Origin of the sequence: Bradyrhizobium pachyrhizi (genome assembly GCF_029714545.1) — a bacterium.
Taxonomy (GTDB): domain Bacteria; phylum Pseudomonadota; class Alphaproteobacteria; order Rhizobiales; family Xanthobacteraceae; genus Bradyrhizobium; species Bradyrhizobium pachyrhizi.
In genome coordinates, this window is record NZ_CP121667.1 from 5069129 (window position 1) to 5083187 (window position 14059).

The following is a 14059-nucleotide window of genomic DNA, read 5'->3' on the forward strand; positions in this document are numbered from 1 at the left end:
GGAATCCACTTCGCTCGAAAACGCTCTAATCCGTCAGCATCGCACCGACATCGGCCTCGGCGACGACCTGGCCGTTGACCTTGGCATCGCCGTGAAACCACCACATCGTCTTGCGCCGGCCGAGCGAGCGCATGTGATACTCGATGGTGTCGCCGGGCATCACCGGCTTCCTGAACTTGCACTTGTCGATGGTGAGGAAATACACCGCGCGCGGCTTCTCGGTGCCCTCGACCGACTTGATGCCGATGACGCCGGCGGTCTGGGCCATCGCCTCGATCATCATCACGCCGGGGTAGACCGGGCGGTCCGGGAAGTGGCCCTGGAACGGCGGCTCGTTGAAGGTGACGTTCTTGATGCCGATGCCGCTGTAGTCGGTGCGGATCTTGATCACACGGTCGATCAGCAACATCGGAAAGCGATGCGGAAGCGTCTTCAGGATATCGTTGATATCCACGAGCTCGAATTTGACCGGTGCCTCCTCCATCACTCCTGTTCCTTGCCTTTGGCTTCGTTGTCGCGCACCAGGCGCTCCACCGCGAGAATCTCCCTGAACCACTGCCTGGTCGGCTTGGCGAAATGCCCGCCCCACCGACCGTTAGCCGGGATGTCGTCCTTGACCGCGCTCATTGCCGTCACCTGGGCGCCGTCGCCGATCTTCAGGTGGTTGTTGATGCCCACCTTGGCGCCGAGCGCGACATTGTCGCCGATGGTCAGGCTGCCGGCGAGCCCGATCTGGGCTGCCAGCAGGCAGTGCCGGCCGATCGTCACATTGTGGCCGATCTGGACCTGGTTGTCGATTTTGGTGCCCTCGCCGATCACGGTGTCGCGCAGGGAACCGCGGTCGATGGTCGAGGCTGCGCCGACCTCGACATTGTTCTGGATCACCACGCGGCCGGTCTGCGGCACCTTCACGTGGCCGGCCGGCCCGAAGAAGATGAAGCCGTAGCCGTCCTGGCCGATATTGCAGCCGGGATGGATCAGGACGTTGTTGCCGATCAGCGCGAACTGGATGGTGGTCTTGGCGCCGACATTGCAGTCGCGGCCGATCTTGACGTCGGCCCCGATCACCGCGCCGGCGCCGATGATGGTGCCAGAGCCGATCTCGACCCGCGGACCGATCACGACCAGCGGATCGACGATGACGCCGTCCTCCAGGCGCGCGGTGGGATCGATGATCGCCGACGGCGCGATGCCCTCGGTGTCGAACCAGGATTGCGGCCGCAGGGCATCGGCGTGCCATTCACGGGCGAGCTCGACGAACACCTGGAACGGCTTCGCCGCCCGCAGCACGGCGGTGCCCTTCGGCACTTGTGCCTCGAAGCGCGGGCTGACCAGACACGCCCCGGCCTTGGTCGCGGCAAGCTGGTCGGCGTATTTCAGATTGTCGAAAAAGGCGAGATGCATCGGACCGGCCTCGTCGAGCGAGGCCAGCCCCCTGATCTGAAGCGCACCCCTTTCGGGGTCGACCAGTTGCGCCTTCGTCAGCGCGGCTATTTCAGCCAGCGATGACGAAGGAGGACTCTTGAAGAAGATCGGCTGCGCCATTCCATCCGTCGCAGTCCGGTCGGCAATCGGTCTTAGAACGTCGTACCGCCGCCAAACCGGAATTCTTGCGTGCGGTCGAACGCACCCTTGGTCAGCGGCACCGCGTAGTCGAAGCGCAGCGGGCCGAACGGTGACTGCCAGATCAGGCCGACACCGACCGAGGTACGGACAACCTTGCTGTCGTCGTAGCTCAGGCCAAGGCACGTACCCGGAGACGGCGGATTGTTCGTCGGCCTGACACAGCCAGGCACGTTGACTTCGCCGGTCGCCGCCCACGAGGTCGGGCCCTGGTAGTCGTACAGGCCGCCGGCGTCGGCATAGACCGCGCCCTTGAGCCCGACTTCCTTCGGCAGGAACCAGAACGGCATCTGCAGTTCCGCCGACACGCCCCAGTACTTGGTGCCGCCGATGGCGTCCATGGTGCCGTACGGGTTGATGTCGCGCGGACCGATACCGTTCGGCGCGAAGCCGCGGACCAGGTTCGGGCCCATCTGGAAGTGATCGAGCATGCGCAGATCCGAGGTCCCGAGCTTGTTCAGGATGCCGCCCTGGGCGTGGATCACGCCGACGATGTCGGAGACCAGCGGGGTGTAGTACTTCGCGTCGATCGCGGTCTTGATGTAGCTGACGTCACCGCCAACACCGGCGAAGTCCTGCTTGAAGTCGACGATCAGACCGTCGGTCGGGTTCTTGTTGTTGTCGAGCGTGTTGTAGTTGAGCGTGTAGCCCAGCGCCGACGTGAGGGTCTTGCCGCCCGCCAGCTCCTTGCGGACCGGCAGCGAGGCTTCACCGTCAAAGAAGCAGCCGAGACCATTGGTCGACACCAGGCTGATCCCGTTCAGGTTCGCATAGGCCGGGCTCGGATTGAACGCGGGATTGGGCGTTCCATCCGGCAGGAACGGCACGTTGTTACAGTTGTTCAGCGTCGACGGCAGGGTGATTTCCTGCTGATAAATCGAGTAGCGCAGCTGCAGCGAGAGATCTTCCCGCAGGCTGAAGCCGAGCCGCGGGCTGAAGCCCAGTGTCTTGGTGCCGTACGCGATGTAGCTGTTGGACAGCTGCTGGCGCTGATAGAGGTCGAGGCCGAGCGCGACGCGGTAGTCGAGCAGATAGGGCTCGACGAACGACAGCGAGTAGCCGCGGGCATACTGGCCGTAGGTCACCGACGCCTTCGCGAACAGGCCACGGCCGAGCAGGTTGCGCTCAGAGACGCTGACTTCGGCCAGCGCGCCGTCGGTCGTCGAGTAGCCGCCCGACACCGAGAAGTCGCCGGTCGACTTTTCCTCGAGATCGACGATCAGGATGACGCGATCGCTGGAGGAGCCCGGCTCGGTGGTGATCTTCACCGTCTTGAAGAAGTCGAGGTTCTTCAGCCGGCGCTCGGCACGGTCGACCAGCGCCCGGTTGTAGGCGTCGCCTTCCGAGATATCGAACTCACGGCGGATCACGTAGTCGCGGGTACGGCTGTTGCCGCGGATGTTGATACGCTCGATATAGGTGCGCGGACCTTCGTCGATCGCGAAGGTGATCGACACCGTGTGATTGTCGAAGTTGCGATCGCCGCGCGGCCGGACCACGGCGAAGGCGTAGCCGCGGCGCGATGCCTCGATCTGCATCTCCTCGACCGACTTCTCCAGCGCCTCGGCGTTGTAGAGCGAGCCGACGTTGACGCGCGAGTAGGTGCGCAGCGCGTTCGGGTCGAGCGTTGCGATCGACGACGTATAGTTGACGGACGCGACGCGGTACTGCTGGCCTTCCTCGATCTTGAAGGTAACCAGGAAGCCCTTCTTGTCGGGATCGTATTCGGTCAGCGCGGCCACGACCTGGACGTCGGCATAGCCGTTCTTGAGGTAGAAGCGACGCAGCAGGTCACGGTCGGCCTCGACCCGGTCGGGATCGTAGACGTCGTTGCCGCCGAGGAAGCTCAGAATGTTCGATTCGCGGGTCTTGATAACGTCGCGCAGACGGGACGCCGAATAGGCGCTGTTGCCGATGAACTCGATCGACCGGACGCCGGTCTTCACGCCTTCATTGACCTCGAAGATCAGGTCGACGCGGTTGTTCGGCTGCTCGATGATCTGCGGATTGACCCGCACGTCATAGCGGCCGGACCGACGGTAGATTTCGGCGATGCGCAGGGCGTCCGACTGGACCATCGGGCGCGAGAACGTGCCGCGCGGCTTGGACTGCACTTCAGCGGTGAGCTGCTCGTCCTTGATCTTCTTGTTGCCCTCGAAGGCAACGCGGCCGATCACCGGGTTCTCGACCACGACTACGACGAGGCGCCCGCCCCGCTGATCGATATGGACGTCCTGAAACAGGCCGGTCTCGATCAGCGCCTTCAGACCGTCGTCGATCTGGGCCTGGCCCAGCCGACCGCCCGGTCCAGGATGGAAGTAGGAGCGGATGGTTTCAAGCTCGACACGGCGGTTCCCCTCCACCGTGATCGAATCCACGGTCTGCGCCGACGCGGGCACAGACACAGCTACGGTCGCCAAGGTGGCAACCACCGGCGCGGCGAACATGACCAAGGCGGCGAACAGCCCCCCCCTCACTCGCATTCCAAACATCATGCGCAACGCGCCCTTATCTTAACGATGCCAGATCGTTCCCCAACGACCCGACAGATTCCCAACCTGCCGCTCAGCTTGTAACCAAATTTGCCAAGGGGGCAAACTTACTAGAGCTGAACATTTCCATTTTCGTTCCAAGACGTTGCCCATTGGCAACGCCACAAAAAAGCCCGTTTCAGGACCCGGCGATCCTGAGGATGTCGTTATACGTCGCAAACACCATCAGCATCAGGACCAGACCCAGCCCGATTCGGAAACCCACCTCCTGCGTCCGCTCCGACAGCGGGCGTCCCCGCAGTGCCTCCGCGCTGTAGAAAAGCAGGTGTCCGCCATCCAAAAGCGGGATCGGAAACAGGTTCAGCAGGCCGATCGAGACCGACAGGATGGCGCAAAGGTTGATCACGAACTGGAACCCGGCGCTCGCGGCCTGCCCCGACAGCTTCGCGATTCCAATGACGCCGCTCACCTCAGCCGGATTGCCGGTCCCAACGAACAGCGACCCCAGGAACTTGAACGTGCTGGAAATGATGTACCAAACCTGCTCGACGCCGATCTTCAGGGCCTCCAGCACGCCGACCGAGGCGCTGGTCGCTTCGCCGACCTGAGCCTTGTGCTCGATTCCGAGCACGCCGATTCGGTGGGCATTGCCGAAGGGGTCCTTGACCTCTCTGAGCGCCGGCGTCGCCGTGAGCGCGACGATCGCGCCATCGCGCTTCACCTTGAACCCAAGCTCTGAACCAGCATTCGAAGCTACAATCCGCTGCATGTCGGCGAAGCTCTGGATCGCGCTGCCGTCGATATCCACGACGACATCGCCGACCTTGAAGCCGGCGTTCGCGGCGACGCTTTCGGCCACTAGGCCGTCGACCCGGGCAATCGTGCTCGGCTTGCCGTAGTAGAGCGCCATGCCCGCGAAAATCAGGGCGCCGAGGATGAAGTTCGCCACCGGGCCGGCTGCGACGATGGCGGTGCGCTTTCCGACCGATTTGTGATGGAAGCTGCCTTCACGCTCTTCCGCCGTCATGGCGGCGAGCGTCTCGGTGGACGGCGTCGAAGCCTCGCTGTCGTCGCCGAAGAATTTGACGTAGCCGCCGAGCGGAATCGCCGAGATCTTCCAGCGCGTGCCATGCCGGTCGTTGAAGCCGGCCAGCTCCGGCCCGAAACCCAGCGAGAACGTCAGCACCTTCACGCCGGCCCAGCGCGCGACCAGGAAGTGGCCGAGCTCATGGAAGAAGACGACAATGGTCAGGACGAAGAGGAAGGGAACGATGGTACCGAGAAGCCCATGACTCAACGCATTGATACTATGAATGAAATACTCGGGCATTCGATTTCCCTCGACAAGAGCCAAAGGCTCCGCCCCCAACCCTCTAGGTTGCCTTTAAGGCAATTTGAGGCAATAGGGCGGCAGCTTTATTTCGCGCGATATGGTCAACGGAAATCGCATCATCCGCCGAGTGCAGTGGTGGCTGATTCCCTGACTTGATCCAATCGTTCATCGTCGCCTCGACCAGCCGGGCGATCGCGCCGAACTTGATCTTGCCGGCGATAAACGCGGCGACCGCGATCTCGTTCGCGGCGTTGTAGACCGTCGTCGCGCCGTGCCCCATCCGTAGCGCCTCGTATGCCAGCCGCAGCCCCGGGAAGCGTTCAAAGTCCGGCGCCTCGAAGGTGAGCTGTCCGATCTTGGCGAGGTCGAGCTTGGCGGACGGGCCGACGACGCGGTCGGGCCAGCCGAGGCAATGCGCGATCGGGATCCGCATATCGGGCGTGCCGAGTTGGGCGACCACCGAGCGATCGGAGAACTCGACCATGCCGTGGATGATCGACTGCGGGTGCACCAGCACGTCGATTTCATCGGGCGTCAGAGCGAACAGATAGGACGCCTCGATCACCTCGAGACCCTTGTTCATCATCGACGCGGAATCGATCGTGATCTTCTGCCCCATGCTCCAATTGGGATGTTTCAGCGCCTGTTCCAGCGTCGCCTGCTCGATGTCGGCGGGCGCCCAGGTCCGGAACGGCCCGCCGGACGCGGTGATGATCACCCTCGTCAGTTCCTCGCGATTGCCGGAGGCCAGCGCCTGGAACAGCGCATTGTGCTCGGAGTCCGCCGGCAGAATGCAGGCGCCGGCCTTCTTGGCCCGCTCCATGAAGATATCGCCGGCGCAGACCAAACATTCCTTGTTGGCCAGCGCGACGGTGGCGCCACGATCGACCGCGGCAAGCGCGGGCTTCAGCCCGGCCGCCCCGCTGACCGCAGCCATCACCCAATCGGCAGGCCGCGCGGCCGCCTCAATGATCGCGCTCTCCCCGGCCCCGCATTCGATCCGGGTTCCGGTCAGCGCGTCCTTCAACTCCGAAAGCTTCGCCGAATCGGCAATGGCGGCGAACCGCGCGCTGAATTCCTTCGCCAGCTTGGCGAGGCCCTCGACATTGCTGTTCGCGGTCAGCGCCTCGACCCGGTAGCGGTCGCGCGCGCCACGCAGCAGATCCATGGTGCTGTCGCCGATCGAGCCGGTGGCACCGAGGACGGTTACGGTCCGCGCGGCGGATGCCGCCGCGGCCTTGTTGTTACGCAACGGAACTGCGCTCATCTCATCACCAAACCATAAGACCGCGCCCGACGCCATCGGCGCCACCACGGAGAAAGCCGAAAATCGCCGCCACAATGACGGCCGCGACAAATCCGTCCAGGCGGTCCAGCAGGCCGCCATGACCGGGAATGATGTGACTCGAATCCTTCACACCGAACCGCCGCTTCACCGCGGATTCGAAGAGATCGCCAAGTTGCGAGACCACCGACAACACGGCGCCGAGCATCAAGAGCGGACCGGTCGAGCCGATCTCAAAGGCGGCAAAGCCGGCAGCGACCAGCAAACTCGCCACGAAGCCGCCAACCGCACCCGCCCACGTCTTCTTCGGGCTGACCCGCATCCAGAGCTTCGGCCCCCCGATGCTGCGGCCCGCGAAGTAGCCGCCGATATCGGTGACCCACACGATCAGCAACACGAACATCAGCGCGGCAAAACCCTTCGCCGTGTCGAGGCGCAGCAGGACCGATGCGATCTCGGCCGCTGCCGCATAGAGCAATCCCGCAATGGCCCAGTTGCGCCGCGCGCCGGACGTCAGTGCCACAACAACCGCACCGACGGCGAGCACGATCAGGGCCGCATCGATACGGCCGGCCATCAGGCACAGTCCGGCGAGCAGCAACGCGACCACGCCGGGCACCACGATACGGAACTCGCGTCCGAGTCCGGTGACAACAAGCCATTCCGCGAACAATCCGGCCGCCGCCAATGTCACGAGGAGCGACCAGGCGACGCCGCCCATATAGGCCAGCGCGATCGCAACCGGCGCCAGCACCAGCGCAGCCGCCACGCGCATCACGAGATTGCGCGAACCGTGCTCGCTTGCGGCCGCCGGCGCGGCTTCGTCGTCGGTCACGATCCGGTTTTCGCAGCGAGCCCGCCGAACCGGCGCTCACGCTTGCCGTATTCCGCAATCGCGCCTTCGAGCGCCGCCTTGTCGAAATCCGGCCAGTGAATCGGCACGAACACGAGTTCGCTATAGGCGGCCTGCCACATCAGGAAGTTGGACAGACGCTGCTCGCCGCTGGTGCGGATAATCAGATCCGGATCCGGAATGTCGGGCGCATCGAGATATTGCCCGAGCGTGTCGGCATCGATGGAGTTGGCGTCGCGCGTGCCTTCGGCGACCTCGCGCGCAAGGCGCCGCGCCGCGGCGGCGATCTCCGCCCGCGAGCCATAATTGAAGGCGACCACAAGGCTGAGCTTGACGTTGTTCTTCGTCAGCTCCTCGGCCTCGTTGAGCAGCGCGCAGATGTCGGCGTCAAGCCCGTCACGCTCGCCGATCACGCGCACCCGCACCCCGTCACGATGCAGCGTCGCCAGATCGTTGCGGATGAAGCGGCGCAAAAGGCCGAACAGATCGCCGATCTCGCTCGCGGGCCGCGACCAGTTTTCCGAGCTGAAGGAAAAAATGGTGAGATAGACGATGCCGAGTTCATGGGCCGCACGCACCACGCGGCGCAGCGCTTCGACGCCGCGGCGATGGCCCTCGACGCGCGGCAAGCCGCGCGAAGCTGCCCAGCGCCCGTTGCCGTCCATGATGATGGCCACATGCAACGGACTGCCGGAGCGATCCGGTCCGTCGGTTGCTGGGGCGGCGGCGTTCGACATCGGCTCGTTCCCGTAGCGCCTTCAGACCGTCAGGATTTCCTTTTCCTTGGCGGCAAGCAGCTGATCGACTTCGGCGATCACGCCGTCGGTCGCCTTCTGGACCTCGTTCGACAGGCGCTCCTGATCGTCCTCGGAGATCTCGTGATTCTTCTCGAGCTTCTTGATCACGTCGAGGCCGTCGCGGCGCACGTGGCGTACCGCGACCTTGGCCGCTTCCGCGTATTTATGCGCGACCTTGACGAGCTCCTTGCGGCGCTCCTCGTTGAGTTCGGGAATTCGCAAGCGCAGCACCTGTCCTTCGGTCGCCGGCGAAAGGCCGAGGTTGGAGTCGACGATTGCCTTCTCCACGGCCTTGACCATCGTCTTGTCCCAGACCTGCACCGAGAGCAGGCGCGGCTCGGGCACGCTGATGGTGGCAACCTGGTTGAGCGGCATATGCGAGCCGTAAGCCTCGACCTGGACCGGCTCCAGCATGGACGCCGCGGCGCGGCCGGTGCGCAGGCCGCCGAGCTCGTGCTTGAGCGATTGCGTGGCGCCCTGCATGCGGCGCTTCACGTCGTTGATGTCAAAACCAGCTGCGGCCATGACGTTTCTCCCTTTCACTAGAAACCGGCTGTCGACGCCCGGAGGCGCGGCAATCAGCCGGCGACGACGGTGCCGTGTCCGGTACCGCGCAGAATCGCACCGATCGAACCGGGCTCCGCGATAGAGAACACGATGATAGGCAGCGACGTCTCGCGGGCAAGTGCGAAAGCGGTCGCGTCCATGACCTTGTAGCCGCCCTCGATCGCCTGCGAATGGGTCAGGCGGTCGAAGCGCTTGGCTTTGGGGTCCTTCTTCGGATCGGCGCTGTAGACGCCATCGACATTGGTGGCCTTCAGCACCGCCTGAGCACCGATTTCGGCCGCGCGGAGCACGGCGGTGGTGTCGGTCGTGAAGAACGGGTTGCCGGTTCCACCGCCGAGCAGGACGATGCGTCCCTCGGCGAGATATTTGTGCGTTGCACTACGGGTGAACAGCTCGGAAATCTCCGGCATCACGAATGCCGACAAGGTCCGCGCCGGGGTTCCCTTGCGCTCGATCGCCGCCTCCAGCGCGAGGCAGTTCATCATGGTGGCAAGCATGCCCATGGTATCGCCGGTCGGCCGGGAGACGCCGCGCGAGGACACCTCGACGCCGCGGACGATGTTGCCGCCGCCGATCACGACGGCGACCTCGATGCCGAGCTTGCGGGCCGCGATCAGGTCGTCGGCGATGCGATCGACCGTCGGTTGATCGATACCGAACCCGTGGGAGCCGGCCAGATATTCGCCGGACAGCTTGATCACCACGCGACGATAGATCGGCTCAGCCATGATGCGATCGCTTTCTTATTCCGCGCAGGCAGGCTTCCGGCGCAGAGCGCCGGACGCCTTGGTGTCAGCGGTTACTTCTTGCCGCTGGCGGCCGCGACTTCGGCGGCGAAGTCGCTTTCCTGCTTCTCGATTCCCTCACCGAGAGCATAGTTCACAAAGCCAGCGATTTTGATCGGCCCGCCGACCTTACCCTCAGCTTCCTTCACCGCCTGGGCAACCGACTTGCCGCTATCGTGGATGAAGGCCTGATCGAGCAGGCAGACCTCCTTGTAGTAAGTCTTCAGGCCGGAATCGACGATCTTCTCGATGACGTTCTCCGGCTTGCCCTGCTGGCGGTACTTGTCGGACAGCACGTCCTTCTCGCGCTTGACCGTCTCCGGATCGAGCCCGGCCGGGTCGAGCGCCAGCGGTTTGGCCGCCGCCACGTGCATCGCGAGCTGGCGGCCGAGCACCGCGAGCTCGTCGGCCTTGCCGGTGGACTCCAGCGCCACGATCACGCCGATCTTGCCGGCGCCCTCGACGACCGCGTTGTGGACATAGCTCGACACCACGCCCTTGCTCACCTCGAGCGAAGCGGCGCGGCGCAGCGTCATGTTCTCGCCGATGGTCGCGATCGCGTCGGAGATCGCGGTCTCGACGGTGACGTCGCCGACCTTGGCCGCCTTGATCTTCTCGACGTCAGCGCCGTTGTGCAGCGCGACCTGGGCGATCATCTTGACCAGGCCCTGGAACTGCTCGTTGCGCGCAACAAAGTCGGTCTCCGAGTTGACCTCGACCAGCACGCCCTTGGTGCCGGAGGTCAGCGCGCCGATCAGGCCCTCGGCGGCGACGCGGCCGGCCTTCTTGGCGGCCTTGGAGAGGCCCTTCTTGCGCAGCCAATCCTGCGCTTCCTGCATGTCGCCGTTGTTCTCGGTCAGCGCCGCCTTGCAATCCATCATGCCCGCGCCAGTCGACTCGCGGAGCTCCTTGACCATCGCTGCTGTGATCGTTGCCATCGTTCAATGCCCTTCTTGCCTGTACAGAAACCGCGGCGCCCGATGGCGCCGCCGTCTGCGACAGGGAAATCGTTGTTCGTGGAATAGAAGCGGCGGCCGGGCGAGACCCGGCCACGCCGCGTAACTTTTATTCCGCTTCGGCGAGCGTCTTGGCCTGGGCGACCCAGGCATCGGCACGGCTCGGCAGACCGACTTCTTCGCCGATCTTGTGCGCGGTGTCGTGATCGAGCTCGGCGAGCTGCCAGTAGTGGAAGATGCCGAGGTCGTTGAGCTTCTTCTCGATCGCACCGGACACGCCGGTGAGCTTCTTGAGGTTGTCGGCGGTGCCGCGCGGGCCGGCAAGGCCCTGGAAGCCGGACGGCGCAGCCGCCGGAAGGTCTTCCTGCACGGGCGTCGCCGACGCACCGATGTCGATTCCGGACTCGCCCTGAGCGCGCGAGATGCCATCGATGGCGGCGCGCGCCACGAGATCGCAATACAGCGAGATCGCGCGGCCGGCGTCGTCATTGCCCGGCACCACATAGGTGATGCCCTTCGGGTCCGAATTGGTGTCGACGATCGCCGCGACCGGGATGTTGAGCCGCTGGGCTTCCTGGATCGCGATGTCTTCCTTGTTGGTGTCGATCACAAAGATCATGTCGGGAAGGCCGCCCATATCCTTGATGCCGCCGAGCGAACGGTCGAGCTTGTCGCGCTCGCGCTGCAGTGTCAGCCGCTCCTTCTTGGTGTAGGAGTTGGCTTCGCCCGACGACAGCACGTCGTCGAGATGACGCAGACGCTTGATCGAGGCCGAGATCGTCTTCCAGTTGGTCAGCGTGCCGCCGAGCCAGCGCGAGTTGACGAAGTACTGGGCCGAACGCTTGGCAGCGTCGGCAACGCCGTCCTGGGCCGAGCGTTTGGTGCCGACGAACAGGATGCGGCCGCCCTTGGCGACGGTATCGCTGACCGCCTGCAGGGCACGGTGCAACATCGGCACGGTCTGCGCGAGGTCGATGATGTGGATGTTGTTGCGGGCGCCGAAGATGTAATCCTGCATCTTCGGATTCCAGCGGTGGGCCTGGTGGCCAAAGTGAACGCCAGCTTCAAGCAACTGGCGCATAGAAAAATCGGGTAGCGACATAGTGATAATTCTCCGGTTGGTTCCTCCGGAAACGTGTGAGCAAACGCGCCTGAATGGCCCGGTTGCCACCGGACGGCCTTGAGAGCCATGTTTCCGTGTGAGATGGCGCGCTATATAGCGCGATTTGCGCGAGAAGCAAGGAAATACGGCCGGTTACACCGGCTGGATGGGCCCAAATCGTGCCGAAACGGCCCTGTTTGGCGGCCCAGGAGCTATCCCAGGTCGGCGCGGCCAAAATATCGAAAAACAACCCCATGCAAAGGAGCAAGCCGGCGACCGGGGGCTGGACAAGCCGCTTGACCCGCCGGGCAAATCACGGCTACATTTCCAATATTCCGAAATCGCGCGCCGCGCGCGGGCAAGGCCTTTTGCATGTTCCAGGCGATCGCATGTGAGAGGCCTTCATGCAGAAGGCGACTGAGGCTGCCGCCGAGTTCGCCTTCAACGCCGCGGTGAAGCCTCGGAAGCCGAAGGGATGAGGCCTGCCTTGACCTGCTGGCCGACGCGGTCACGCACGATTCAAATTTTGTCTTTCGACCTTCGGGCAGGCAAATATCCGCCCACGTTGTCGTTGCCACCGTGCGCGGCGATGAACATCGCGACGGCCGACCGGCAATAGGACTCGATTTCGTTGTCGTCCTCTGCTCTCGCCTCATCGAAGCGTGCGATCATCAGGAGATCGGATCCTTTGAAAAGCGCAGCAAACAAGCGGGCGGACCGGAGAGGATCGGGCACGTTCAGAACCGCCTTCGCGTGCAACTGACGCAACAGGGCCTCGATTTGGGCGATGACATGGGCGGGGCGCGCTTCGTAATGGAGCTTGCTTAACGACTTTTGATTCGTCTTGTCCGCCATGATCATGTCTTCAACACTGCGGACGTCCGGCCTCAACAGCGTGCGAAGCAGGGATGATCCCACCGCCATGAGCTGATCTTCGACCGAACCGTCGACGCCTTCAAGAAGGGCCTGTGGTGCAAACAACTGATGGCAGCCGGCCGCCATGGCCGCGCTGAACAGCGCCTCCTTGTTCTCGAAGTGCCGATAGATGCTGAGCTTGGATATCTTCGCCCGCTGGGCGACCTTGTCCAATGTCGTCGCTTGAAAACCCAACTCCACAAAGAGTTCGCGCGCGGCGTCGACGATCGTTTGGCCAAGCGCCTCGTTGGTAGGCCGACCGCGCCGGCCCTGGCTGTTTTCGGTCACGGAAATTCCAGTACTTGACAGTATCTTAATTCTTGAATTACGATACCATGGAGTTTCTGAAATATGCAAGCCAATGGGTAGGTTCCAACCTGTCCTCCAAACGGAGCCCGAACATGGATGACGTCATCATCATCGGCGGCAGCTTTGCCGGTCTCGCCGGCGCCCTGCAGCTCGGCCGTGCCCGCCGCAAGGTCACCGTTCTCGATACCAGCCTGCCGCGCAACCGCTTCGCCGGCCACTCGCACGGCCTGCTCGGGCACGATCACAAGCCGCCGCTGGACATCCTGGCCGAGGCGCGACGGCAGCTGGCGCGTTATCCCACGATCAAGCTGGTCAGTGCCCGTGCCGAAAGCGTCTCGGGTGCCATCGACGATTTCAACGTCCTCACTTCCGATGGCGAAAGCTTTCGGGCGCGTCGTCTGATCCTGAGCTATGGCGTCGCCGACCAGATGCCTGATGTTCCGGGCTACGCCGAAACCTGGGGCACGTCCATCGTGCCCTGCCCGTATTGCGACGGCTTTGAAGTCGCCGGCCAGCATTGGGGCCTCGTCTGGTCCGGCCCGCAGTCGCACAATCAGGTCAGGCTGTTCCACGATTGGACCGACAGGTTGACGCTCTTCGCTGATGGTCACGACATTCCGCCCGATGTCCAGGCCGATCTGGCGCGCCGCAGCGTACCTGCCGTCGTTGGCCGGATCATCGAGATCGCCCATCACGAGGGCCATATCACCACCGTCAATGTCGATACCGGCCGCAATGTCGCGGTCGACATCCTGTTCGCCAGTCCTCGCAACAAGCCGTCCGCAAGCCTGCATGAATCGCTGGGCCTTGCCACCGTGGCTACGCCCGCCGGCATCGTCCTCAAGGTCGACGAGCGCCGCCAAACCAGCACGCCTGGCATCTACGCCGCCGGCGACCTCACCACGCCCTTCTTGCCCTCGGTCACCCAGGCATCATCGCAGGGTGCGATGGCGGGTATCTTCGCCCAGCAGTCGATGGTGGTTTGAGAGCGCAGATTCCCTTCTCCGGTTGCCGCTCGCCATCAAATTGGAGTTGAGGAAGA

The 14059-nt window shown here is 63.8% G+C and carries 13 protein-coding genes; 1 reads left to right on the forward strand and 12 read right to left on the reverse strand.

Annotated elements, in window-relative coordinates; genetic code table 11:
* Positions 1 to 25 precede the first annotated feature (25 nt).
* The 12 genes from fabZ to QA639_RS23860 all read right to left on the reverse strand — a co-directional run bounded on the left by fabZ (position 26) and on the right by QA639_RS23860 (position 12996).
* The gene (fabZ, locus tag QA639_RS23805) at positions 26 to 484 is read right to left on the reverse strand and encodes a 3-hydroxyacyl-ACP dehydratase FabZ (RefSeq protein ID WP_016841580.1); all 459 of its coding nucleotides are present in this window, start codon (positions 482 to 484) and stop codon (positions 26 to 28) included.
* Positions 484 to 1545 carry a UDP-3-O-(3-hydroxymyristoyl)glucosamine N-acyltransferase gene (gene lpxD, locus QA639_RS23810; protein WP_028334013.1) on the reverse strand — a complete coding sequence of 354 codons (1062 nt, stop codon included), beginning with the start codon at positions 1543 to 1545 and terminating at the stop codon, positions 484 to 486. Before lpxD ends, fabZ begins: the two co-directional genes overlap by 1 nt.
* Before the next feature lie 32 nt (positions 1546 to 1577).
* A complete protein-coding gene (gene bamA, locus QA639_RS23815) occupies positions 1578 to 4118 on the reverse strand; it encodes an outer membrane protein assembly factor BamA (protein ID WP_028334012.1) in 2541 nt (846 codons plus the stop codon).
* Between the two features lie 175 nt (positions 4119 to 4293).
* Positions 4294 to 5445 carry an RIP metalloprotease RseP gene (gene rseP / locus QA639_RS23820; protein WP_283087511.1) on the reverse strand — a complete coding sequence of 384 codons (1152 nt, stop codon included), beginning with the start codon at positions 5443 to 5445 and terminating at the stop codon, positions 4294 to 4296.
* A gap of 43 nt (positions 5446 to 5488) precedes the next feature.
* Complete coding sequence (dxr, locus tag QA639_RS23825) at positions 5489 to 6715, reverse strand: 1-deoxy-D-xylulose-5-phosphate reductoisomerase (protein WP_157341145.1); 1227 nt, start codon at positions 6713 to 6715, stop codon at positions 5489 to 5491.
* Positions 6716 to 6719: 4 nt separating this feature from the next.
* Positions 6720 to 7568, reverse strand: coding sequence for a phosphatidate cytidylyltransferase (locus QA639_RS23830; RefSeq protein WP_283087512.1), 849 nt, complete (start codon positions 7566 to 7568; stop codon positions 6720 to 6722).
* Entirely contained in the window at positions 7565 to 8323 is a 759-nt protein-coding gene (locus tag QA639_RS23835; RefSeq protein WP_283087513.1) for an isoprenyl transferase, read from the reverse strand. The genes QA639_RS23830 and QA639_RS23835 overlap by 4 nt, the downstream gene beginning before the upstream one ends.
* A 21-nt stretch (positions 8324 to 8344) precedes the next feature.
* On the reverse strand, positions 8345 to 8908 hold the full coding sequence (frr, locus tag QA639_RS23840; RefSeq protein WP_028334007.1) for a ribosome recycling factor: 564 nt from the start codon (positions 8906 to 8908) through the stop codon (positions 8345 to 8347).
* Positions 8909 to 8961: 53 nt separating this feature from the next.
* Complete coding sequence (pyrH, locus tag QA639_RS23845; protein WP_028334006.1) at positions 8962 to 9678, reverse strand: UMP kinase; 717 nt, start codon at positions 9676 to 9678, stop codon at positions 8962 to 8964.
* A gap of 71 nt (positions 9679 to 9749) precedes the next feature.
* Entirely contained in the window at positions 9750 to 10673 is a 924-nt protein-coding gene (gene tsf, locus QA639_RS23850) for a translation elongation factor Ts (RefSeq protein WP_283087514.1), read from the reverse strand.
* Positions 10674 to 10800: 127 nt separating this feature from the next.
* Complete coding sequence (locus QA639_RS23855; protein WP_028334004.1) at positions 10801 to 11793, reverse strand: 30S ribosomal protein S2; 993 nt, start codon at positions 11791 to 11793, stop codon at positions 10801 to 10803.
* 519 nt (positions 11794 to 12312) lie between these two features.
* Positions 12313 to 12996: a TetR/AcrR family transcriptional regulator gene (locus tag QA639_RS23860; protein ID WP_028334003.1), complete on the reverse strand. Its 684-nt coding sequence runs from the start codon at positions 12994 to 12996 to the stop codon at positions 12313 to 12315.
* A gap of 113 nt (positions 12997 to 13109) precedes the next feature.
* Between QA639_RS23860 and QA639_RS23865 the strand changes: the two genes are divergently transcribed.
* On the forward strand, positions 13110 to 14003 hold the full coding sequence (locus tag QA639_RS23865) for an NAD(P)/FAD-dependent oxidoreductase (RefSeq protein ID WP_283087515.1): 894 nt from the start codon (positions 13110 to 13112) through the stop codon (positions 14001 to 14003).
* Positions 14004 to 14059 lie beyond the last annotated feature (56 nt).

Bases quoted from the DNA above. Each gene is read 5' to 3' on its own strand.
- fabZ (WP_016841580.1), bottom strand. From the start codon at position 484: ATGGAGGAGGCACCGGTCAAATTCGAGCTCGTGGATATCAACGATATC.
- lpxD (WP_028334013.1), bottom strand. From the start codon at position 1,545: ATGGCGCAGCCGATCTTCTTCAAGAGTCCTCCTTCGTCATCGCTGGCT.
- bamA (WP_028334012.1), bottom strand. From the start codon at position 4,118: ATGATGTTTGGAATGCGAGTGAGGGGGGGGCTGTTCGCCGCCTTGGTC.
- rseP (WP_283087511.1), bottom strand. From the start codon at position 5,445: ATGCCCGAGTATTTCATTCATAGTATCAATGCGTTGAGTCATGGGCTT.
- dxr (WP_157341145.1), bottom strand. From the start codon at position 6,715: ATGAGCGCAGTTCCGTTGCGTAACAACAAGGCCGCGGCGGCATCCGCC.
- QA639_RS23835 (WP_283087513.1), bottom strand. From the start codon at position 8,323: ATGTCGAACGCCGCCGCCCCAGCAACCGACGGACCGGATCGCTCCGGC.
- frr (WP_028334007.1), bottom strand. From the start codon at position 8,908: ATGGCCGCAGCTGGTTTTGACATCAACGACGTGAAGCGCCGCATGCAG.
- pyrH (WP_028334006.1), bottom strand. From the start codon at position 9,678: ATGGCTGAGCCGATCTATCGTCGCGTGGTGATCAAGCTGTCCGGCGAA.
- tsf (WP_283087514.1), bottom strand. From the start codon at position 10,673: ATGGCAACGATCACAGCAGCGATGGTCAAGGAGCTCCGCGAGTCGACT.
- QA639_RS23855 (WP_028334004.1), bottom strand. From the start codon at position 11,793: ATGTCGCTACCCGATTTTTCTATGCGCCAGTTGCTTGAAGCTGGCGTT.
- QA639_RS23865 (WP_283087515.1), top strand. From the start codon at position 13,110: ATGGATGACGTCATCATCATCGGCGGCAGCTTTGCCGGTCTCGCCGGC.